The organism is Cellulomonas sp. P4_D11 (assembly GCF_056401915.1).
Genome location: NZ_JBFUIK010000001.1, coordinates 313,279 through 333,868, shown reverse-complemented (window position 1 = coordinate 333,868; position 20,590 = coordinate 313,279). Strand labels below are relative to the sequence as shown.

At 71.6% G+C, this 20,590-nt stretch carries 13 protein-coding genes and 1 rRNA gene; 3 read left to right on the top strand and 11 right to left on the bottom strand.

Translation table 11 applies throughout. The features are described from left to right. The first annotated feature begins 82 nt into the window (after window positions 1-82). Window positions 83-199: ribosomal RNA gene (gene rrf / locus AC1DT4_RS01470) — 5S ribosomal RNA — on the top strand. Between the two features lie 175 nt (window positions 200-374). Here rrf and AC1DT4_RS01465 read toward each other — a convergent pair. The 4 genes from AC1DT4_RS01465 to AC1DT4_RS01450 all read right to left on the bottom strand — a co-directional run bounded on the left by AC1DT4_RS01465 (window position 375) and on the right by AC1DT4_RS01450 (window position 6,641). Continuing rightward, window positions 375-821 (bottom strand): AAA family ATPase, encoded by a 447-nt coding sequence (locus AC1DT4_RS01465; RefSeq protein WP_477087984.1) that lies wholly within the window; start codon window positions 819-821, stop codon window positions 375-377. Window positions 822-937: 116 nt separating this feature from the next. Beyond that, window positions 938-3,118, bottom strand: coding sequence for a 1,4-alpha-glucan branching protein GlgB (gene glgB, locus AC1DT4_RS01460; protein WP_477087983.1), 2,181 nt, complete (start codon window positions 3,116-3,118; stop codon window positions 938-940). 60 nt (window positions 3,119-3,178) lie between these two features. Continuing rightward, window positions 3,179-4,033 (bottom strand): LacI family DNA-binding transcriptional regulator, encoded by an 855-nt coding sequence (locus tag AC1DT4_RS01455; RefSeq protein ID WP_477087982.1) that lies wholly within the window; start codon window positions 4,031-4,033, stop codon window positions 3,179-3,181. 82 nt (window positions 4,034-4,115) lie between these two features. Beyond that, window positions 4,116-6,641, bottom strand: coding sequence for a glycoside hydrolase family 2 protein (locus AC1DT4_RS01450; RefSeq protein WP_477087981.1), 2,526 nt, complete (start codon window positions 6,639-6,641; stop codon window positions 4,116-4,118). 229 nt (window positions 6,642-6,870) lie between these two features. Here AC1DT4_RS01450 and AC1DT4_RS01445 point away from each other — a divergent pair, with 229 nt between their 5' ends. Continuing rightward, on the top strand, window positions 6,871-9,009 hold the full coding sequence (locus tag AC1DT4_RS01445; RefSeq protein ID WP_477087980.1) for an alpha-galactosidase: 2,139 nt from the start codon (window positions 6,871-6,873) through the stop codon (window positions 9,007-9,009). Between the two features lie 36 nt (window positions 9,010-9,045). Here the strand turns inward: AC1DT4_RS01445 and AC1DT4_RS01440 are convergent, their stop codons facing one another. From AC1DT4_RS01440 to AC1DT4_RS01430, 3 genes are all read right to left on the bottom strand, one after another. After that, the gene (locus AC1DT4_RS01440) at window positions 9,046-9,867 is read right to left on the bottom strand and encodes a carbohydrate ABC transporter permease (protein WP_477087979.1); all 822 of its coding nucleotides are present in this window, start codon (window positions 9,865-9,867) and stop codon (window positions 9,046-9,048) included. Further along, window positions 9,864-10,793: a carbohydrate ABC transporter permease gene (locus AC1DT4_RS01435; protein ID WP_477087978.1), complete on the bottom strand. Its 930-nt coding sequence runs from the start codon at window positions 10,791-10,793 to the stop codon at window positions 9,864-9,866. Before AC1DT4_RS01435 ends, AC1DT4_RS01440 begins: the two co-directional genes overlap by 4 nt. A 130-nt stretch (window positions 10,794-10,923) precedes the next feature. Then, the gene (locus AC1DT4_RS01430; RefSeq protein WP_477087977.1) at window positions 10,924-12,255 is read right to left on the bottom strand and encodes an ABC transporter substrate-binding protein; all 1,332 of its coding nucleotides are present in this window, start codon (window positions 12,253-12,255) and stop codon (window positions 10,924-10,926) included. A gap of 205 nt (window positions 12,256-12,460) precedes the next feature. On the opposite strand from AC1DT4_RS01430, the gene AC1DT4_RS01425 reads away from it, so the two are divergent. Beyond that, entirely contained in the window at window positions 12,461-13,702 is a 1,242-nt protein-coding gene (locus tag AC1DT4_RS01425; protein WP_477087976.1) for an ROK family transcriptional regulator, read from the top strand. Window positions 13,703-13,717: 15 nt separating this feature from the next. On the opposite strand, the gene AC1DT4_RS01420 is transcribed toward AC1DT4_RS01425, so the two are convergent. The 4 genes from AC1DT4_RS01420 to AC1DT4_RS01405 all read right to left on the bottom strand — a co-directional run bounded on the left by AC1DT4_RS01420 (window position 13,718) and on the right by AC1DT4_RS01405 (window position 20,576). Next, a complete protein-coding gene (locus AC1DT4_RS01420) occupies window positions 13,718-14,989 on the bottom strand; it encodes a maltokinase N-terminal cap-like domain-containing protein (protein ID WP_477087975.1) in 1,272 nt (423 codons plus the stop codon). After that, the gene (gene treS, locus AC1DT4_RS01415) at window positions 14,986-16,761 is read right to left on the bottom strand and encodes a maltose alpha-D-glucosyltransferase (RefSeq protein ID WP_477087974.1); all 1,776 of its coding nucleotides are present in this window, start codon (window positions 16,759-16,761) and stop codon (window positions 14,986-14,988) included. Before treS ends, AC1DT4_RS01420 begins: the two co-directional genes overlap by 4 nt. Continuing rightward, window positions 16,758-18,779, bottom strand: a complete 2,022-nt coding sequence (locus tag AC1DT4_RS01410; RefSeq protein ID WP_477087973.1) for an alpha-1,4-glucan--maltose-1-phosphate maltosyltransferase — start codon at window positions 18,777-18,779, stop codon at window positions 16,758-16,760. The genes treS and AC1DT4_RS01410 overlap by 4 nt, the downstream gene beginning before the upstream one ends. 150 nt (window positions 18,780-18,929) lie before the next feature. Then, window positions 18,930-20,576, bottom strand: a complete 1,647-nt coding sequence (locus tag AC1DT4_RS01405; protein WP_477087972.1) for an FAD-binding dehydrogenase — start codon at window positions 20,574-20,576, stop codon at window positions 18,930-18,932. Window positions 20,577-20,590: the final 14 nt, after the last annotated feature.

Genomic DNA, 20,590 nt, shown 5'->3' with positions numbered 1-20,590 from the left:
CCACTCATTCATTGATTTGCTACGCGTCCACTGTGCGGTTCCCGAGAGACGAACGGGAACCCGTTTGACAACTCGACAACGTTACGGCGGTCATAGCGAAGGGGAAACGCCCGGTCCCATTCCGAACCCGGAAGCTAAGCCCTTCAGCGCCGATGGTACTGCACTCGCCAGGGTGTGGGAGAGTAGGACGCCGCCGGACATCATTCAGAAGAAGCCACCCCCCAACCAGGGGTGGCTTCTTCTGTTTCCAAAGGCCGTTCCGTGCATGTCAGAGCCATTCCTTCGGGGGTGGCTCTTCTGCGTTGCGAGCCCGTTTCCGGTGCATTGTTCGTGCGGACGGCCATCGCCGCGTACGCCGACCGGTGAGTTGTCGGTCAGTGGTCCGCGAGGAGTGCTTCGACTGCGGCGGCGAGCTCGTCGACCGGGGCGCGGCTGTCCAGCTCGACCGTGGCGCCCCGGCGCAGGAGGGGTTCGACCGTGTCGACGTAGTAGATGATCTCCGCGCGTTGGGCCGGCGACTTCCCGTAGGGGTTGGTCGTTCTCTGCGACACGCGCTCGAGCAGGACGTGGAGCGGCGCGCTGAGCAGGACGACGTGGGCGAAGCGGTCGTAGAAGCGGACCTGGTTCTCCACCGTGCCCGAGACGACGAGGTCCGGGTGGGCGGTAAGCAGGGCGGTCATGCGCGCCTCGTCCCAGGTGCCGTCGGGCAGCTGCCAGCCCGCGTCGTCGGTGTCGACCGTGAGGTGCCCGCGGTCGTGCAGCGCCCGCAGGAGCGTCGACTTTCCCGCGCCCGACATCCCGGTCACCAGCACTCTGGACATGGCGTCGACCGTAGTCGTCCCGGTCGTCGGGGACCGCTGCGCCGGAGCGTGGTGGATGCGTGACGACGAAGGGGAGCCCGGTGGGCTCCCCTTCGCTGTGCGTACGACGGGATCGGTCAGCCGGCCTCGAAGACGACGACTCCCAGCGGGGGGACGCGGATCGAGGCGGAGTACGGGCGGCCGTAGTGGGGCTCGGGCAGGGCTTCGATCTCGCCCAGGTTGCCCACGCCGGAGCCGCCGTAGGCCTCGGAGTCGGAGTTGTAGATCTCGCGCCAGCGGCCGCCGCGGGGGAGTGCCAGGCGGTAGCCCTCGTGGGGGATGCCGGCGAAGTTGATGACGACGGCGACCGGCGGGGCGTCATAGCCCTTGCGCAGGTACGCGAGTGTGTTGCGGAAGGCGTCGTCCGAGTCGATCCACTCGAAGCCGTCGGGCGTGTGGTCGAGCTGCCAGAGGGCCGGGGTGTCCTTGTAGACGCGGTTGAGGTCCGCCACGGAGCGCAGGACGCCCTGGTGGGCGGGGTCGTCGAGCGCGTGCCAGTCGAGCGAGCGGGACTCCGCCCACTCGGTCTGCTGCGCGAACTCGCTGCCCATGAAGAGCAGCTGCTTGCCCGGGTGCGTCCACTGGTAGCCGAGCAGCAGGCGGACGCCGGCGAGCTTCTGCCAGTGGTCGCCGGGCATGCGCTCGTAGAGCGAGCCCTTGCCGTGCACGACCTCGTCGTGGCTGATGGGCAGCACGAACCGCTCGGAGTAGGCGTAGACCATCGAGAAGGTGATCTCGTTGTGGTGGTAGCGCCGGTGGACGGGCTCCTCGGCCATGTAGCGGAGGGTGTCGTTCATCCAGCCCATGTTCCATTTCAGGCCGAACCCGAGGCCGTTGCCGTCGGTCGGGGCGGTGACGCCCGGCCAGGCCGTCGACTCCTCGGCAATCATCATGATGCCGGGGGTGCGGCGGTAGGCCGTCGCGTTGGCCTCCTGCAGGAACGAGATGGCGTCCAGGTTCTCGCGGCCGCCGTACTGGTTGGGCCGCCACTGCCCCGGCTTGCGGGAGTAGTCGAGGTAGAGCATCGAGGCGACGGCGTCGACGCGGAGGCCGTCGACGTGGAACTCCTCGAGCCAGTACGTGGCGTTGGCGACGAGGAAGTTGCGGACCTCGGAGCGGCCGAAGTTGAAGACGTACGTGCCCCAGTCAGGGTGCTCGCCGAGCAGCGGGTCGGGGTGCTCGTACAGGGCCGTGCCGTCGAACTGCGCGAGCGACCACTCGTCCTTGGGGAAGTGGGCGGGCACCCAGTCGACGATGACGCCGATGCCGGCGCGGTGCAGGGTGTCGACGAGGTAGCGGAAGTCGTCGGGGTGGCCGAACCGGGACGTCGGCGCGAAGTAGGACGACACCTGGTAGCCCCACGAGCCGCCGAACGGGTGCTCGGCGACGGGGAGCATCTCGACGTGGGTGAAGCCGAGGGAGACGACGTGCTCGGTCAGCTGGTGCGCGAGGTCCCGGTAGGACAGGCCGACGCGCCAGGAGCCGAGGTGCACCTCGTAGACGCTCATGGGGGCGGTGTGCGGGTCACGAGCGCTGCGCGCGGTCAGCCAGGCGTCGTCGGACCACTGATAGCGGGACTCGACCACGACGGAGGCCGTCGCCGGCGGGACCTCGGTGCCCTGCGCCAGCGGGTCGGCCTTCTGACGCCAGGACCCGTCGTTGCCCAGGACCTCGAACTTGTAGCGCGCACCCGCGCCGACGCCCGGGGCGAAGACCTCCCAGACGCCGCTGTCGCCCAGCGAGCGCATGGCGTGGGAGGCGCCCTGCCAGTAGTTGAAGTCGCCGACCACGCGCACGGCGCGGGCGTTGGGGGCCCAGACGGCGAACGACGTGCCCGTCACCTCGCCGAGCTCGCCGGGGTACGTGCGGACGTTGGCGCCGAGCACCGTCCAGAGCTGTTCGTGCCGGCCCTCGCGGACGAGGTGGCGGTCGAGCTCCTGCACGGTGGGCAAGAAGCGGTAGGGGTCGTCGACGACGGAGGCGTGGCCGTCGTACGTGACCTCGATCCGGTAGTCGGGGACCTCGGTGCCGGGCAGCACGGCGACCCAGATGCCGTCCTGCTCGTGCCGCGCGGGGATGCGAGAGTCGCGGGTCACGACGACGACGGACTCGGCCAGCGGTCGCAGCGTCCGGACCGTCAGCCCGCTGCCCCCGACGTGGGGGCCGAGGACGTCGTGCGGCGCGTAGAACGCTCCGTGCGCGACGGTTCGGAGGGTGTCGACATCGACGGGGACCGGGGACGGAACGGCCGGGCTCATGCCCCTACCCAACCACCAGCGGGGTCACGGCGCAGGACGGTCGCCCGGGTGACCTGCATCTCAGCCGTCGTCGCGCGGCGCGGTGGTGGTCGTGCCCCGGGCCACGAGGCGGGGGAGCGGCGCCGTGTACGAGCGGACCGTGCCCGAGGCGAGCAGGTTGAGCACGCAGTCGGCCACCTGGACGCCCATCGCGTGCACGTCGAGGCTCATCGCGGACAGAGCCGGGTGCGACAGTCGGCAGAGCGCCGAGTCGTCCCAGGCGAGCAGGGACAGCCGGTCGGGCACGGCGATGTCCATCTCGTGCGCGACGCCCAGGCCGGCGACGGCCATGACGTCGTTGTCGTAGATGATCGCCGACGGCGGCGCGCCGCGGCCGAGCAGGGCGCGGGTGGCGCGCGTGCCGGACTCCTCGCCGTAGTCGCCCTCGACCACCGTGCCCTGCGCGCCGAGCCGGGCGCACTCGTCCATGAACGCCTCGGTGCGGGCCTGCGTGTGCGCGAGGTGGCGCGGGCCGCTGACGCGGGCCAGCTGCCGGTGACCGAGGCCGACGAGGTGTGACACCGCGGTGCGCATCGCCTGCGCGTTGTCGATCCAGACGTTGGCGAACGGGAGGTCGGGGCGCGGGCCGCCGACGACCACCGTCGGGATGCCGAGCTCGCGCAGCACGTCCAGGCGCGCGTCCTCGAGGGCCACGTTGACCACGACGACGGCGTCGACGAGCTTGCCCTCGCCCCAGCGTCGGTAGGTCCGGATCTCCGCCTCGTGGTCCGGCACGACGTGCAGGAGCAGGGAGCGGCTCTCGCCGGCCAGGGACTCCTCGATGCCGCCGATCAGCTCCATGAAGAAGGGCTCGAAGCCGAGCATCCGGGCAGGTCGAGCGAGTACCAGGCCGACCGCGTCGAGACCTTGCGTCATGGTCGCGAGCGTACCTGCGGCGTGCGCGCGATCAGGCGGGCGACTGGGTGAGGTCACGCCCGCCGATCCGTGTGCGCGCGGATCAGGCCGGGGACTCGGTGAGGTCGCGGGCCCGGGGTTGCGGGGTGCGGGGGACGACGACGTCGTTGGCGGAGCGGAGCACCGGGGCGCGGGTCAGGCCGGCGGGGTCGAACGCGCCACGGGTCCGCACGTGGAACGAGACCGTGGTGCCGGCCGGGACGTCGACGAGGGCGGTGTCGACCACGGCGTCGGGGTCCAGCCGGTCCACGAGCAGGGTCACGTCGCGGGCGAGCGACGTCGCGGTGACGTCGACGCGGTAGCCGTCCCGGACCGGCGTGACCGCGGCGCGCAGCGGGTCGGGGTCCAGGGCGAGATCGACGTCCTCGGCCCAGGCGTGCACCGTCTGGAGCTCGCCGAGGCGGGCGACGAGGACCTCCCGCGTGGGGTCGGTGGGCGTGGCGACCGTCGTCGGCACGGTGAACTGCCCGACGGACCAGGCGCCGACGGCGAGCGCGAGGTCCTCCTCCGCGAGCACCGTGCCGTCGAGGAGCTGGCGCGAGAGGCGCACGATGCCCTGCCAGATGGCAGGGGTCTCGTTGACGACCGCGAGCACCTCACGGCCCTCGCGCGGCTGCACGGTGAGCAGCCGCGGGCCGAAGGCCGCCCGGAGCGCGTACCACAGGGGCTTCACGCGCTCGTCGCCGTCGATCGCCGACCACGAGGTCACCGGCCAGCAGTCGTTGAGCTGCCAGACGATCGCGCCGGCGGTGCGCGGCCACCAGGAGCGGTAGTGCTCGACGGCGAACCGGACGGCGCGGGCCTGGTTGAGCTGGGTGGCCCAGTGCCAGTCGGCGAAGTCCTCGGGGATGCCCAGGTGCGGTGCGAGGCCGCGGTCGAGCTTGCCGTTGCCGTCCTCGGCCTTCTGGTGGAGCAGGAAGGCCGGGTCGTCCTTGGTCAGCGGCCCGCCGTCGACGGCGTGCACCGCACGCGTCAGGGTGGCCCAGGTGGGTGGCCCCTGGAAGCCGAACTCCGAGCAGAAGCGCGGCACCTCGTCGCCGTAGGCGCGGTAGTCGACCCGGTTCCAGACCTCCCACTGGTGGTGGGTGCCATGGTCCGGGTGGTTGGGGTGCACCTCGTCGAGCGCGAAGCCGGGGGAGTACGGGCTGCCGGCGGAGTACGGGCGCGTGGGGTCGAGCTCGGCGACCACACCGGCCAGCAGCTCCGTGGCGTACCGGAAGCCCCAGGTCCGGCCCTGGAGCTCCTGCTGCCAGCCCCAGTCGAGGAAGCCCCACAGGTTCTCGTTGCCGCCGTTCCAGAGCACGAGCGACGGGTGCGGGGTGAGGCGGGCGACGTGCTCGCGGGCCTCCGCCTCGAGCTCGTCCCAGAGCGGCTGCTCCTCGGGGTAGGCCGCGCAGGCGAGCAGGAAGTCCTGCCAGACCAGCAGGCCGCGCTCGTCGCAGAGCTCGTAGAAGTCCTCGGACTCGTAGATGCCGCCGCCCCAGACCCGCACGAGGTTGAGGTGGGCGTCGACGGCCTGGTCCAGGCGGTGCGCCAGGCGCTCGCGGGTGATCCGGGTGAGCAGGTGGTCGTCGGGGATCCAGTTGGCGCCCTTGACGAAGATCGGGCGGCCGTTGATCCGGAACGTGAAGGCGGTGCCGTCGTCGTCGGTGCTGGTGTCGAGCTCGACGGTGCGGAAGCCGATGCGGCGGGTCCAGGTGTCCAGGGGCTCGCCGGCGTCCGGGGCGGTGACCAGCACCGTGAGCTCGGACAGCGGCTGTGCACCGTGGCCGACGGGCCACCACAGGGGAGCGTGCGGGACCTCGAGCTCGATCACCGCCGCGCTCTGGGTGCCGGGCACGGCGACCGAGACGTCGGCGCCGGCCACGTGGGCGCGGACCACGAGCGGGACGTCGCCGCCCGGCAGGCCCGAGCGCTCGAGGTCGACGTGCACGGCGAGCTGGCCGGTGCCCGAGGGGTCGACGGTGACGAGCGGGCGGACGGCGGCGAGGCGGGCGACCGACCAGCGCTCGACGCGGACCGGCCGCCACAGGCCGGCCGTCTGCAGGTCCGGTCCCCAGTCCCAGCCGAACGAGCAGGCCATCTTGCGGACCATGTTGAACGGCTGGTCGTAGGCGAGCGGGCGCGGACCCAGGCGCGCGGCCTCGGCCTCGGCGTGCACGAGAGCGGACGAGAGCAGGACGCGCAGCCGCTGCGTGGTGGGGCGGACCAGGTCGCGGACGTCGAACCGGTAGGAGCGGTGCTGGTTCGCGGTGCGGCTGATCTCGGTGTCGTCGAGCGTCAGGGTGGCGACGGTGTCGATGCCGTCGAACACCAGGTCGACGCGCTCGTCGGGTGCCGCGGGGTCCAGGACGAGGTCGCGCTCGTAGGCCCAGTCGGTACGGCGCATCCACGCGAGGTCCTCCTCGTGGCGGTCGACGTACGGGTCGGGGATCAGCCCGGCCTCGAGCAGCGCCGTGTGGCTGGTGCCGGGGACCCGCGCGCGGATGCGTCGGCCGACGAGGTCGGCCGGGACGGGGCCGGCGACGGCGGTCAGCGACCAGCCGTCGTACAGGTCCTGGGTGTTCATCGACGAGCTCCTGGGTCCGGGGGTCCGGCGTGTGCCCGCCGCATCCGTGCGGCGGGCAGCGTCGGCACCTCGGGAAGGAGCCGAACATCTGGCAAGTACCCTGTGATCATTGTTAGACAACTGAATAAAGTAAGTCAATGAGCCGGTCGGCACGCGTCCGGCCGGTAGCGTGCAGGGGCACGTCACGCGCCCGACCAGCCAGCCCGTACCGGATCAGGAGACACCCGCCGTGAGCGAGAGCGCCACCCCCGACCGACTCGTCCACCTGCGCGCGGCGGACGTCAGCGTCGTCGTCGACCTCACGGGGGGCACGCTCCCGCGGGTCCTGCACTGGGGGAGCGACCTCGGGGACCTCGACGACACCGCGCTGAGCGCTGCACGCCTCGCGTGGCGTCCGGTGGCCCACGGGTTCCCGGTCGACGGGGAGGTCGAGATCGCCGTGCTGCCGCAGGAGTCGGCCGGGTTCCTCGGGACGCCGGGCCTCGTCGGGAGCCGGGACGGCCAGGACTTCTCGACGGCGTTCGCCGTGCGGGCGCACGACGTGGCCGCCGACGACGACGGGACGCAGCGGCTCACGGTCGAGGCCGTCGACGACGCCGCGCGGCTGGCGCTCACGCTCGTGCTCGAGCTGACAGCACAGGGCCTGGTCCGGCAGCGGGCCACGCTGACCAACGAGGCCGACGAGGTCTACGGGCTCGACGGGCTGCTGCTGACCCTGCCGGTCCCGGCCGTCGCGACCGAGCTGCTCGACTTCTCCGGCCGGTGGGCGCGCGAGCGCAGCCCGCAGCGCACGGCGTTCACCCACGGCACCCGGTTGCGCGAGAACCGCCGCGGCCGGACGGGCTACGACTCGGCGTTCGTGCTGGTGGCCGGCGCGGCCGGGTTCGCCAACCGCACCGGCGAGGTCTGGGGGCTGCACACGGCCTGGTCGGGCAACCACCGCTCGCTGGCCGAGCGGAGCCACTACCACCACGGCCTGCTGGGCGGCGGCGAGCTGCTCGGGTCTGGCGAGGTGCGGCTGGCCCGCGGGGAGTCCTACACCAGCCCCTGGGTCTACGGGTCCTACGGCGTCGGGCTCGACGCGCTCGCGGGGCGGTTCCACGCGTGGATGCGGGCGCGCCCGCAGCATCCGTCGTCGCCTCGGCCGGTCACGCTCAACACCTGGGAGGCCGTCTACTTCCAGCACGACCTGGGCAGGCTCACGGCCCTCGCCGACGCCGCCGCGGCCGTGGGCGCCGAGCGGTTCGTGCTCGACGACGGCTGGTTCGGGGACCGGCGCGACGACACCCGGGCGCTGGGGGACTGGTACGTGTCCGCCGACGTGTGGCCCGACGGGCTGCAGCCGCTGGTCGACCACGTCACGGGCCTCGGGCTGCAGTTCGGCCTCTGGGTGGAGCCGGAGATGGTCAACGCCGACTCCGACCTGGCCCGCGCGCACCCGGACTGGATCCTGCGGGTGCCGTCCCGGCTGCCGCGCGAGGCCCGCCACCAGCAGGTGCTCGACCTCGCCGTCCCGGAGGCCTCCGCCTACATCCTGGAGCGGCTGGACGCGCTGCTGACCGAGTACGCCATCGGGTACCTCAAGTGGGACCACAACCGCGACCTGGTCGACGCCGGGCACGGGGGAGCGCCCGGGGTGCACGGGCAGACGGTCGCGGTCTACCGGCTGCTCGACCAGCTGCGGGCCCTGCACCCGGACGTCGAGATCGAGTCGTGCTCGTCGGGTGGCGCGCGCGTGGACCTCGAGATCCTGCAGCGGACCGACCGGGTGTGGGCCAGCGACTGCATCGACGCCCTCGAGCGCCAGCAGATCCAGCGCTGGACCAACCTGCTGATCCCGCTCGAGCTCGTCGGTGCGCACATCGGGTCGGGGACCGCGCACAGCACGGGTCGTCGGCACGACCTGTCGTTCCGCGCCGCGACCGCGCTGTTCGGGCATCTCGGGATCGAGTGGGACCTGCAGGAGGCCGACGACGCGCAGCTGGCCGAGCTCGCCGCGTGGATCGCGCTCTACAAGGACGTGCGGCCGCTGCTGCACGGCGGGACCTCCGTGCACGCCGACGTCCCGGACCCGGTCGTGGCCGTGCACGGGGTGGTCGCGCAGGACCGCGGGGACGCGTTGTACGCCGTCGCGCTCACGGGCCGGTCGACGGCCACCGCGCTGCCGCGGGTCACGCTGCCCGGGCTCGACCCCGACGCGCTCTACGACGTGCGCCCCCAGGCGCCGGGCGACCGCGTCGACCACGCGCCGGCGTGGTGGGCCCCCGACGGCGTGCGGCTGCCGGGCCGGCTGCTGTCCGGCGTGGGCCTCGAGGCGCCCCTGCAGCTGCCCGAGCACATCGCTCTGGTGCGGGCGACGCGGGCGTGACGGGGAGCGGCCCGTGCGGCCGCTCCCCGTCACCGCCTACTTCGTCGCGCCCGAGGTGAAGCCGTTGTAGATGTAGCGCTGGAGGATCACGAACAGGATCAGCGTCGGGATGATGACGATCACGACACCGGCCGCGATGACCTCCCAGTGCGCACCGAACGGTCCCTTGAACCGGAACAACGACGTGGAGATGACCCCGAGATCTCGGCCGGGCATGTAGAGGTAGGGGATGTAGAACTCGTTGTAGATCGCGATTCCCTTGATGATCACCACGGTGGCGATGGCGGGCTTGAGCAGCGGCAGGATCACGCGCCGGTAGATGGCGAAGTGGTTGGCCCCGTCCAGGGTCGCCGCCTCGTCGAGCTCCTTGGGGATGCCACGCATGAACTGCACGAAGATGTAGATCGAGACGATGTCCGTGCCCATGAACAGGACGATCGCCGCCCACCGGGTGTTGAACAGCCCGAGCGCGTTGACCACCTGGAACGTCGCCACCTGGGTGGTCACGCCGGGCACCAGCGTCGCGAGCAGGAACAGGGCGATGATCGTCTTCTTGAACCGGAACTCGAACCGGTCGATGGCGTAGGCCGTCATGGTCCCGATGAGGATGGTCCCCGCCAGGGAGACGACCAGGATGATCGTCGTGTTGACGAACCCCTGGAGCATCTGGCCCTTGGTGAAGGCCGTGACGTAGTTCTGCACGTAGGTGAAGCTCGCCGGCAGGTCGATCGGACCCGTCGAGTAGAACTCCTGCTCCGTCTTGAACGAGCCCAGCACGATCACGAGGATCGGCAGGATCGTGATCAGGCTGGCCAGCACCAGCGTGACGTACTTGAAGGTCTTGGCCGCGTACGTCACGTCAGGTTCACCTTCTCCTCGGGTACGAGCTTTCTCTGGATCGCAGTGACGATCAGGACGATGAGCAGCAGGACGACCGCCATCGCGGAGGCCAGGCCTACCTTCGAGAACTTGAACGCGAGGTTCACCGTCTTGATGACGAACGTCTCCGAGCCGTTGGCGCCGCCGGTCATGATGAACGGGATCTCGAAGACCGCGAGGCTGCCCGAGATCGCGAGGATGAACGAGAGCCCGATGATCGGCTTGATCCCGGGGGCGATGATGTACCGGAACTGGTGCCAGCGGTTCGCGCCGTCGAGCTCGGCGGCCTCGTACAGCTGCCCCGGGATCGACTGGATGGCGCCGAGGAAGAGCACGAAGTTCAGGCCCATGTACCGCCAGATCGAGGTGCCGGCGAGCGACAAGTTCACGACGTCGGGGTTGCCCAGCCACTGCGGCGTCACCGCGTCCGGGTTGAACAGCCGGATGATCGAGTCGAGCGTGCCGTCCGGCTGGAAGAAGTACACGAAGATCAGCGCGATGGCGACGCCGTTGATGAGGAAGGGGAAGAAGATGATCCCCTTGAACAGGTTCCGGAACCGGGTGCTGAAGCTGAGGATCGTCGCGAAGTAGAGCGCGAGCCCGATCTGCACGACCGAGGCAGCCATGTAGTAGAGGCTCACGTAGAACACGTGGAAGATGTCCGGCCGCGTGAACACCTCCACGTAGTTGTCGAGGCCGATGAACTCCTTGGTCTTGTCCAGGCCGTCCCACGACGTGAGCGAGTACCAGAACATGTTCGCGACCGGGATGTACGTGAACACGAGCAGCACGATCACCGGCGCCGCGATGAAGACGTACGGCGTCCCGCGCCAGCCCCAGCCGGAGCGCGTCCTGCGGCCGACGTCAGTCTCGGACACCTCCTTGCGGACAGTTCGCGCTCGCATCGCCCGAGTCACGCCGCTCACACCCGTCATACGACAATCTCCTGCCCGTCTGCTGCGGTAGCTGTGCCGATGGTGTGCGCGGGCCCCCGGGCCTGTTCCGGGGCGCTCGGGGACCCGCGCACGATCCGGATCAGCCGCCGTTCGCCTCGCGCGAGGCCTTCCACTTGGCGTTGAGGTCGTCGAAGATCGCCTGCTTGGTCTCACCCGAGGCGCCACGCGCGGCGTCGACGATCCGCTTGCGGTAGTCGGGCTGGGACAGTCCGATCTCGGAGCCGTTGTCGATGTCCGACAGCAGCGACTCCTTGCCCGCCGGGGCGGGGTTGAGCTCGAGGTACTCCACGCCGATGGCGGTGAAGTCCGCCAGGTTGGCCGGGTCCTCGCTGCCCTTCAGCGGCGAGAGGCCGCCCTGCGACTCGGCATAGCCCGACTCGTGGTTGAACCAGTCGATCCACGCGCGCGCCGCGGCCTTGTGCTTGGAGTGCACGTTGATGGCGAGGTTGTAGTCGCCGCCGACCGGTGCCACGAACTTGCCGTCGACCTGGTGGGGGAAGGGCAGGTAGCCGATGGTGTCGGCGCCGTTGCCGGCGGCCTCCGCGGCCTGCTGCATCTGCACGATCGCCCAGGAGCCCAGGACCATCGCGGACACGTCGCCCTTGGCGATCATGTTCTTCGACTCCTCCCAGTTGGTGGTCGTCGGGTCGGCCTCGGTGTAGCCGTCCGCGACGACGTCCCACAGCAGGGAGTCGATGACGTTGTGCTCCTCACCCTCGGCCCACGGGGCGTCGATCTCGGTGAGGTGGTTGGCCGCGTCCGCGTCGCCGGAGATGCCGCCGCGCTGGCCCTCCCACTGGGTGAGCGGCCAGCCGTCCTTGTAGTTGGTGTACAGGGGGACGGTGTCGGGGTACTTCGCCTTGATCGCCTTGAGGTCGTCGAGGAACTCCTCGGAGCTGGTGGGCGGGTCGGTGATGCCCGCGCCCTCCCAGATCGTCTTGTTGTAGACGATGCCCTGGGTGTTGCCGACGACCGGGATGCCGTAGGTGGTGCCCTCGAACGTCTTGTCCTGGATGAAGCGGTAGTCCTTGGACAGGTCGTCGTACGTGCCCAGCGGCTCGAAGAAGTCCGCGAACTGCCCCGGGGTCACCGTGCCGACGATGCCGAGGACGTCCCCGTACTCGTCGGTGTTCATGCGGGTCTTGACCTCGCCCTCGTAGTCCGTGATGCCTTCGAACTCGACGGTGACGTCGGGGTACGCCTCTTCGAACTTGGCCTTGTACTCGTCCATCGTGCCGTCCTCGATGAGGTCGGTACGCCACGTCAGGAACGTGATGTCACCGGACGGTGCGCCGTCGTCGGTGGCGTCGTCGCTGCTGCCGCCGCTGCCCGAGCATGCGGCCGTCAGGGCGAGCACGGTGCTGGCTGCCGCGACCGCCCACAGGCGGGTCCGGCGCTTCTGAGGGAACATCGTTGATCCTCTCGTCGTGCCGGCACCTCCGCGTGCCGGCCGGGGTCTGATGAGGCAGGGCAACCCAGGATCGAGCGGCCGTGCTCCCGTGTGGCATTCTTAGGCAAGTGAACAAAGTAAGTCAACGGGCGTGTCGAGGGGATGGGCTCTCGATCCCGGATCGTTATGGTGTGCGACGAGGGGGTCACCCCACGGAGGAGGACCAGTGAGCGGCTCGCAGCCGGGTCTCGGCGCCGCGCACGCCAGCAGCAGGTCGGCGATCCTCGACCTCATCCGGGCCGCCGGCACGATCAGCCGCGTCGAGCTCACGCGCGCGACCGGGCTGACCGCCGCCACCATCTCCACGGTCGTGCGCCGGCTCATCGACGACGGCCTGGTGCTCGAGGTCGGCCGCGCCGAGTCCACGGGCGGCAAGCCCCGTATGCTCCTGCAGCTCGACCCATCGGCGCGCTACGCCATCGGCGTGCACCTGGACCACGCCGGGATCACGTACGTCATCGCGAACCTGGGCGGTGCGATCGTCGCCCGGTGGCGGCGGCCCGGTGCGGGGTCCGACGACCCCCGCGAGGTGGTCGCCCGCATGGCGGCCGAGATCCGCACGACCATCACGCGGGTGGGCGTCGACCCCACCCGGATCCTCGGCCTCGGCGTGGTCTCGCCCGGGCCGATCTCCACGTCCACCGGCATGACCCTCACGCCGCCCGTGATGCAGGCGTGGGCGGAGTTCCCGCTGGCCGACGCCCTCGAGGACGCCATCGGGCTGCCCGTCCTGCTGGACAACGACGCGACCGCGGCGGCCATCGGGGAGTACTGGTCCGGCGGGATCGCGACCGGCTCCGCGTTCGCGGCGCTCTACATGGGCACGGGCATCGGCGCCGGGATCATCGTCGACGGCACGGTCTACCGCGGGTCCAGCTCGAACGCCGGGGAGGTCGGGCACATCTGCGTCGACCTCGACGGGCCGCCGTGCTGGTGCGGCAGCGTCGGGTGCGTCGAGGCGCTGGCCGGCCCCGCGGCCGTCGTCGCCGCCGCCCGCGACGCGGGCCTCGAGCTGGCCGGCCGCAACGTCGCGGAGAACTTCGGGTCGCTCGCCCGCGCCGCCAGCCGCGGCGAGGAGCTGCCCATGCAGCTGCTGCAGCGGTCCGCCCGGTACCTCGGGGTCGCCGCGCAGACGCTGGCCAACGTGCTCGACCTCGAGCTCGTGATCCTCACCGGGCCCGCGTTCGCGCTGGCAGGATCCCTGTACCTGCCCGAGATCGAGCGCCGCCTGGGCCAGTCGTTCTTCGCGCGCGGCAGCCACGCCGTGCGGGTCACCATCTCGTCCAACGCGCCCGAGGCCGCGGCCGTGGGCGCGGCGGCGCTGGTGCTGCAGAGCGAGCTCGCCCCGCGCCAGGCGGGCGTGCGGATGCCGCTGGAGCTGACGCTCGAGGTCACCGCGGGAGCCTGAGCCGCCGGCCCCTGATCAGCCCGTCACACGCTCCAGGCCGGCCAGCGGGATCGGCAGCCACGACGGCCGGTTGCGCGACTCGTAGACGGCCTCGTAGAGCGTCTTGTCGAGCTCGAGCGCGCGCAGCAGGGTCGCGGCCGTGCGGTCCGACGTCGCGCCGTACCCGGCGAGCAGACCGTCGCGCGCGGCGTTCGTCCAGGCCACGGCGTCGGCACCCGTGAGGCCGCCGACGGCCGCCGCGTAGTCGATCGAGCGCAGCAGCCCCGCCACGTCGCGCAGCGCCAGGTCGGGCCGGGTCCGCTGTGCGAGGGGGGCCAGCGGCTCGCCCTCGAAGTCCATGATGAACCAGGTGTCGTGCGAGCGGAGCACCTGGCCGAGGTGCAGGTCGCCGTGCACGCGCTGCCGCGGGGGAGCCGACGCCAGGGAGCGCACCTCGGCGACCACCGCGGCGACGCCGTCGGCGAAGCGCGTGAGCGCCGGGACCGCGGAGAGCGCCCACGAGAACCGGGCGGCGACCGCGCGGGCGACCTCCTCGGGTCCCTGGTCGACCACCTCCACGCCGTACGCCTCGACGAGGGCGTCGTGCATCGTCGTGGTGATCGCGCCCAGCTGCGCCGCCAGGGGAGCGAACGACTCGCCCCGGCCCGCGTACGCGCACGCGAGCTCGAAGCCGTCCTCGGCGGCGTCGACGAACGCCGCGAGCACGCCGAGGTAGCCGGTCACGGGCTCGCCGTCGTGGCCCGGCCACTCGGCCTGCAGCCACGCGAGCGGCGCGGGGACGTGCTGCCAGCCGACGTCGACCAGGTGCCGGGGGACGTCGACGTCCGGGTTCTCGCCCGGCGCGATCGCTCGCAGGACCTTGAGGATGCCCGGTCTGGCGCCCGGCAGGACCACGGAGGTGTTGGACTGCTCGCCGGAGATCACCCGGGCCGCGGACACGTCGACGTCCGCGCCCGACCCCTCGGCGGCGGCGAGCCACGCCCGCAGGAACGCCGGGTGGCCCGCACCGTCGACGACGCTGCGGCCGTCGAGCAGGCCGATCTCGTCCTGGGCGTCGGCGTCCTCCGTCAGCACCAGCGGCACCTGCAGCACCGCGTCGATCGAGCCCGCGCGGGCGCGGACCAGCAGGATGCGCACCTCGTCGGCACCCGGCAGCTCGAGCGACGCCACCACCGACAGCTCGGTCGCCTGGCCCTTGGCCGGGAACCAGCGCTTCGTCGGCAGCCAGTCCCGCACGACGTCGAGCAGGCGCGCGTCGTCCGGCGAGGTGCGGGCGGTCAGGCTCACGGGCGGGTCAGCTCCAGCCAGTAGAAGTCGCGCGACCCGAGCGTGAACGACGCGGACCCGTCCGCCCTGATCGACGCGAACGGAGCGCCGCCGAACACGTCGCGCGCCGTCCAGCCGGCCCGGTCGGGCAGCTGCACGGTGGCCGCGCGCGCGGTCGAGGCCATGTTGGCCACCACGAGGATCGTCTCGTCCGCCGTGTGCCGGCAGAACGCCAGCACCGAGTCGTTGTCGCACGGCAGGACCTCGAACTCGCCGGCGCCCAGGGCCGGGTGCTGGCGGCGCACGCTGAGCATGCCGTGCACCCAGTGCAGCAGGGACGTCGGCTGGGCCAGCTGGGCCTCCACGTTGGTGTGGCTGTAGTGGTGCACCAGCGACTGGACGAGCGGGAGGTAGAGCTTGCCCGGGTCGGCGGTGGAGAAGCCCGCGTTCCGGTCGGGCGTCCACTGCATCGGGGTGCGGACGGCGTCGCGGTCGGGCAGCCAGATGTTGTCGCCCATGCCGATCTCGTCGCCGTAGTACAGGCACGGGCTGCCGGGCAGCGACAGGAGGAGGGCGTGCGCGAGCTCGATCTCCTTGCGCGAGTTGTCCAGCAGCGGCGCCAGCCGACGCCGGATCCCGACGTTCGCGCGCATCCGCGAGTCGGGTGCGTACCACCCGTACATCGACGCGCGCTCCTCGGTGGAGACCATCTCGAGCGTGAGCTCGTCGTGGTTGCGCAGGAACGTGCTCCACTGGGCGCCGTTGTTCGGGATGGGCGGCGTGTCGGCCAGGATGTCGATGATCTGCGTGGCCCGCTGGTCCCGGATCGAGTAGTAGATCCGCGGCATCACGGGGAAGTGGAAGCACATGTGGCACTCCGGCTCCTCCTCGGTGCCGAAGTAGTGCACGACGTCCTCGGGCCACTGGTTGGCCTCGGCCAGCATGATCCGGCCCGGGAACTCCTCGTCGATCATCGCGCGGACCTTGCGCAGGAACGCGTGCGTCTCGGGCAGGTTCTCGCAGTTGGTGCCCTCGGCCTCGAACAGGTACGGCACCGCGTCGAGCCGGAAGCCGTCGACGCCGATGCCCAGCCAGAACCGCCCGACGTCGAGCATGGCCTCGACCACGCGCGGGTTCTCGAAGTTGAGGTCGGGCTGGTGCCCGAAGAACCGGTGCCAGAAGAACTGCCGGCGGACGGGGTCGAACGTCCAGTTGGACGTCTCGGTGTCGACGAAGATGATGCGCGCGTCCTGGTACTTCGTGTTGTCGTCGCTCCACACGTAGAAGTCGCCGTAGGGACCCTCGGGGTCGGAGCGCGACGCCTGGAACCACGGGTGCTGGTCGCTGGTGTGGTTCATCACCAGGTCGACGACGATGCGCATGCCGCGGGCGTGGACCTGCTCGATCAGCTCGGTGAAGTCGGCCATGGTGCCGTACTGGCCGGCGATCGCGGTGTAGTCGGCGACGTCGTAGCCGCCGTCGCGCAGGGGGCTGGGGTAGAACGGCGGCAGCCACAGGCAGTCGATGCCCAGCCACTGCAGGTAGTCGAGCCGGTCGATGAGGCCGCGCAGGTCGCCGCTGCCCTGGCCGGAGGAGTCGGAGAACGTGCGCAGCATGACCTCGTAGAACACCGCGGTGCGGTACCACTCCGGGTCGTCCGACAGGCCGGCGGCCTCCGGGGCGGGGTGCGGGAGGGCGGGGTTGCGACGCCCCGGCAGCACGATCTGCGCGGTGGTGGGCGCGGGCTCGCGGGCGTGGCGCCCGGTGCCCTGCGTCGTCGGCGACTCCGTCACGGCGCCACCAGGTGGACCACGTGGGCGGCGCGGATCATCGGGTCGAGCCGGACGTAGACCGACGACCCCCACTCGTAGGTCTCCTCCGACAGGATGTCGTGCGCCACGACCGGGCGGCCCGTGTCCAGCCCGAACGCGTGCAGGTCGAGCTGCACCGAGCCCTCCCGGGAGTTCCACGGGTCGAGGTTGACGATGACGACGATGGTGTCGGCCCGGCCCGTGGGGGAGTGCTCGGCGTCCAGGTGCTTCGAGAACGCGACCAGCGCGTCGTTCGACGTCGGGTGCACGCGCAGGTTCCGCAGCTGCTGCAGCGCGGGGTGCGTGTGCCGGAGCTCGTTGAGCCGGCCGAGCAGCAGGTTGATGCCGATGGCGTCGGCCTTCGCCCAGTCGCGGGGCTTGAACTCGTACTTCTCGTTGTCGATCTGCTCGTCGACGCCCGGCCGCGGCACGTCCTCGACCAGCTCGTAGCCCGAGTAGATGCCCCAGGTGGGGGAGCCCAGAGCGGCGAGCACGGCCCGGACCGCGAACCCGCGCACGCCCGTGGCCTGCAGGTACGGCGGCAGGATGTCGTGCGTCGTGGGCCAGAAGGCGGGTCGCATCCACGCGCCCTGCTCGCCCGAGACCTCCGCCAGGTACTCGGTGATCTCGTCCTTCGTGTTGCGCCACGTGAAGTACGTGTACGACTGGTGGAACCCGATCTTGGCCAGCGTCTGCATCATGGCCGGCCGCGTGAACGCCTCGGACAGGAAAATGACCTCGGGGTGGTCGGCGCGCACGGACTCGAGCAGCCGCGCCCAGAAGTCGAGCGGCTTGGTGTGGGGATTGTCGACGCGGAACAACGTCACTCCGTGGTCGATCCACACCTGGAGCACCCGGCGGATCTCCGTGTAGATCCCTTCGGGGTCGTTGTCGAAGTTCAGCGGGTAGATGTCCTGGTACTTCTTCGGGGGGTTCTCCGCGTACGCGATGGTCCCGTCCGCGCGCGTGGTGAACCACTCGGGGTGCGCCGTCACCCAGGGGTGGTCCGGCGAGCACTGCAGCGCGATGTCGATCGCGACCTCCATGCCCAGGGCGCGGGAGGCGGCGACGAAGTCGTCGAAGTCGTCGAACGTTCCGAGCGTGGGCTCGATGGCGTCGTGGCCGCCGACGGGCGAGCCGATCGCGTACGGCGAGCCCGGATCGCCCTGGTCCGCGTACAGCGAGTTGTTGCGGCCCTTGCGGAACGTCGAGCCGATCGGGTGCACGGGGGTCAGGTAGACGACGTCGAAGCCCATGCCGGCGATGCGCGGCAGGTCCAGCGCCGCGGTGCGCAGCGTGCCGGAGACCCACTCGCCGATGTCCTTGTCGTACCGGGCGCCCTGCGAGCGAGGGAACAGCTCGTACCAGGCGCCCGCGAGGGCCAGCGGCCGGTCGACGGTGAGCGGGTAGGAGGTCGAGCGGGTCACGACGTCCCGCAGCGGCGTCTCCGCCAGCGCGGCGTGCACCGGCGCCGACAGTCCGGCGGCGAGCCGCTGCTGCGGCGTGTCCCGGACGTCGCGCAACGCCTGGACGGCGTCGAGCAGCGCGCGCGCGCCGTGCGGAGGCATCGCCTCCTTGCCCGTGCGCCCCGCCGCCCGCTCGAGCAGCAGCGCGCCCTCGGTGAGCATGAGCTCGACGTCGACGCCCGCCTCGACCTTGATCTCCGCGTCGTGCGCCCACGTGCCGTACGGGTCCGACCAGCCCTCGACGCGGAACGTCCAGTCCCCCACGCTCGTCGGCACCAGGCGTGCCTCGAACCGGTCGAGACCGGGGGCGATGTCGACCATCCGCGCGCTCGCGACGTCCGCGCCCGACGGGTCCGTGAGCACCGCGGTGGCGCCCACGGCGTCGTGGCCCTCCCGGAACACGGTGGCCTGCACGGGTACGGCTTCACCGACCACGGCCTTGGCCGGGAACCGCCCGGCCTCGGCGACGGGGGAGACGTCCACGATCGGGATGCGGCCGACGGAGGTGCCGAGCGGCGCGGGGGGAGTCGTCACGCTCCCGAACCTATCCGTAGGTCCAGGTCGGGGGCATCCGGAGCGCGCCGCTCACCCGAGGTGAGCACGGTCACGGCCGCGCGGCGGTGGTGAGCACAGTGCGCGCCGCTCACCCGAGGTGAGCACGGCCACGGCCGCGCGGCGGTTCCCCTAGCCGCCCAGAGCGCGGCCGACCGTCCGACCCGTGAACAGGCAGCCGCCGAGGAACGTGCCCTCCAGCGCGCGGTGGCCGTGCACGCCGCCGCCGCCGAACCCGGACGCCTCGCCGACCGCCCACAGGCCCGGCAGCACGGAGCCGTCGGGCCGCAGCACGCGACCCTCCAGGTCGGTGTGCAGCCCGCCGAGGGTCTTGCGCGTGAGCACGGAGAGCCGCACGGCCAGAAGGGGGCCGTGCTCGGGGTCGAGCAGGCGGTGCGGCTTGGCCACGCGGATGAGCTTGTCGACGATGTACCGACGCGCCATCGCGGTGGCCACCACCTGCAGGTCCTTGCCGAGGCCGGTCTCCACCTGCCGGTCGCGCGCGACGATCGTCCGCTCCAGGGCGTCGGCGTCGATGCGGTCGGACCCGGACAGGGCGTTCATCTTCGCGGCCAGCTCGGCGGCCGTGTCGGCCCAGAGGAACTCGTCGGACTTCTCCGCGAACGCCTCGACCGGCCCGACCGCGCCGGGCTTCACGCGCTCGAGCAGGAGCTTCATGTCCTTGCCGGTGAGGTCCGGGTTCTGCTCGGACCCGGACAGCGCGAACTCCTGGCCGAGGATCGTCTTGTCGAGCACGAACCACGAGTGGTCGTCGCCGCGCGAGGTGATGTGCTGCAGCGCGCCGAGGGAGTCGAACCCGGGGAACAGCGGGACCGGGAGGCGGTTCCCGTCGGCGTCGAGCCACAGGCTGCTGGGCCCCGGCAGGATCCGGATGCCGTGCTGCGACCACACGGGCGAGTGGTTGGTGATGCCCTCGGGGTAGTGCCACATGCGGTCCTCGTGCACGACGGCCGCCCCCGACGCCTTCGCGGCGGCGATGCCGGAGCCGTCGACGTGGTCGGGGACCCCCGACAGCATGCGCTGGGGGAGCCGGCCCGCGCTCGCGGGCCACGTGCTGCGGACGAGGTCGTGGTTCGCGCCGATGCCGCCGGTGGCGACGACGACCGCCGCCGCCGAGATCTCAAACGGTTCCTTCACCGCGCGGGAGCTCGGCACGGCCCGCTCCGCGGCGTCCGGGACCAGCACGTCGCCGCGGACGCCCGTCACGCGGCCGTCCGTGGTCACCAGGTCGGTCACGCGGTGCCGGAACCGCACGTCGACCAGCCCGTCGCGACGCGCGTCGAGCAGCGCGCGGACGAACGGCTCGAGGATCCCGGGACCGGTGCCCCACGTGACGTGGAACCGCGGGACGGAGTTGCCGTGGCCCTCGGCCAGGTAGCCCCCTCGCTCGGCCCACTGCACGAGGGGGAACCAGCGGACGCCCTTGGCGTAGAGCCACGGCCGCAGGTCGCCTGCGGCGAAGTCGACGAACCCCTCGGCCCACGCGCGGCCCCAGCGGTCGGAGCCGTCGGTGGAGAAGTCGGCAGACCCCATCCAGTCGGCGAGCGCGAGCTCCGCGGAGTCCTTGACGCCCAGGCGCCGCTGCTCGGGGGAGTCGACGAGGAACAGGCCGCCGAACGACCAGAAGGCCTGGCCGCCCAGGCTCGCGGCGGGCTCGGCGTCGAGCAGCGTGACCCGGCGACCGGCGGCGACCAGCTCGGCGGTGGCGACCAGGCCGGCCAGGCCCGCGCCGACGACCACGACATCGGAGTGCGTCATGCCCCGTACGGTAC

What these genes read in the sequence shown, in the direction of transcription:
- AC1DT4_RS01465 (WP_477087984.1), bottom strand. Translation starts at nt 821, where the DNA reads ATGTCCAGAGTGCTGGTGACCGGGATGTCGGGCGCGGGAAAGTCGACG.
- glgB (WP_477087983.1), bottom strand. Translation starts at nt 3,118, where the DNA reads ATGAGCCCGGCCGTTCCGTCCCCGGTCCCCGTCGATGTCGACACCCTC.
- AC1DT4_RS01455 (WP_477087982.1), bottom strand. Translation starts at nt 4,033, where the DNA reads ATGACGCAAGGTCTCGACGCGGTCGGCCTGGTACTCGCTCGACCTGCC.
- AC1DT4_RS01450 (WP_477087981.1), bottom strand. Translation starts at nt 6,641, where the DNA reads ATGAACACCCAGGACCTGTACGACGGCTGGTCGCTGACCGCCGTCGCC.
- AC1DT4_RS01435 (WP_477087978.1), bottom strand. Translation starts at nt 10,793, where the DNA reads ATGCGAGCGCGAACTGTCCGCAAGGAGGTGTCCGAGACTGACGTCGGC.
- AC1DT4_RS01430 (WP_477087977.1), bottom strand. Translation starts at nt 12,255, where the DNA reads ATGTTCCCTCAGAAGCGCCGGACCCGCCTGTGGGCGGTCGCGGCAGCC.
- AC1DT4_RS01405 (WP_477087972.1), bottom strand. Translation starts at nt 20,576, where the DNA reads ATGACGCACTCCGATGTCGTGGTCGTCGGCGCGGGCCTGGCCGGCCTG.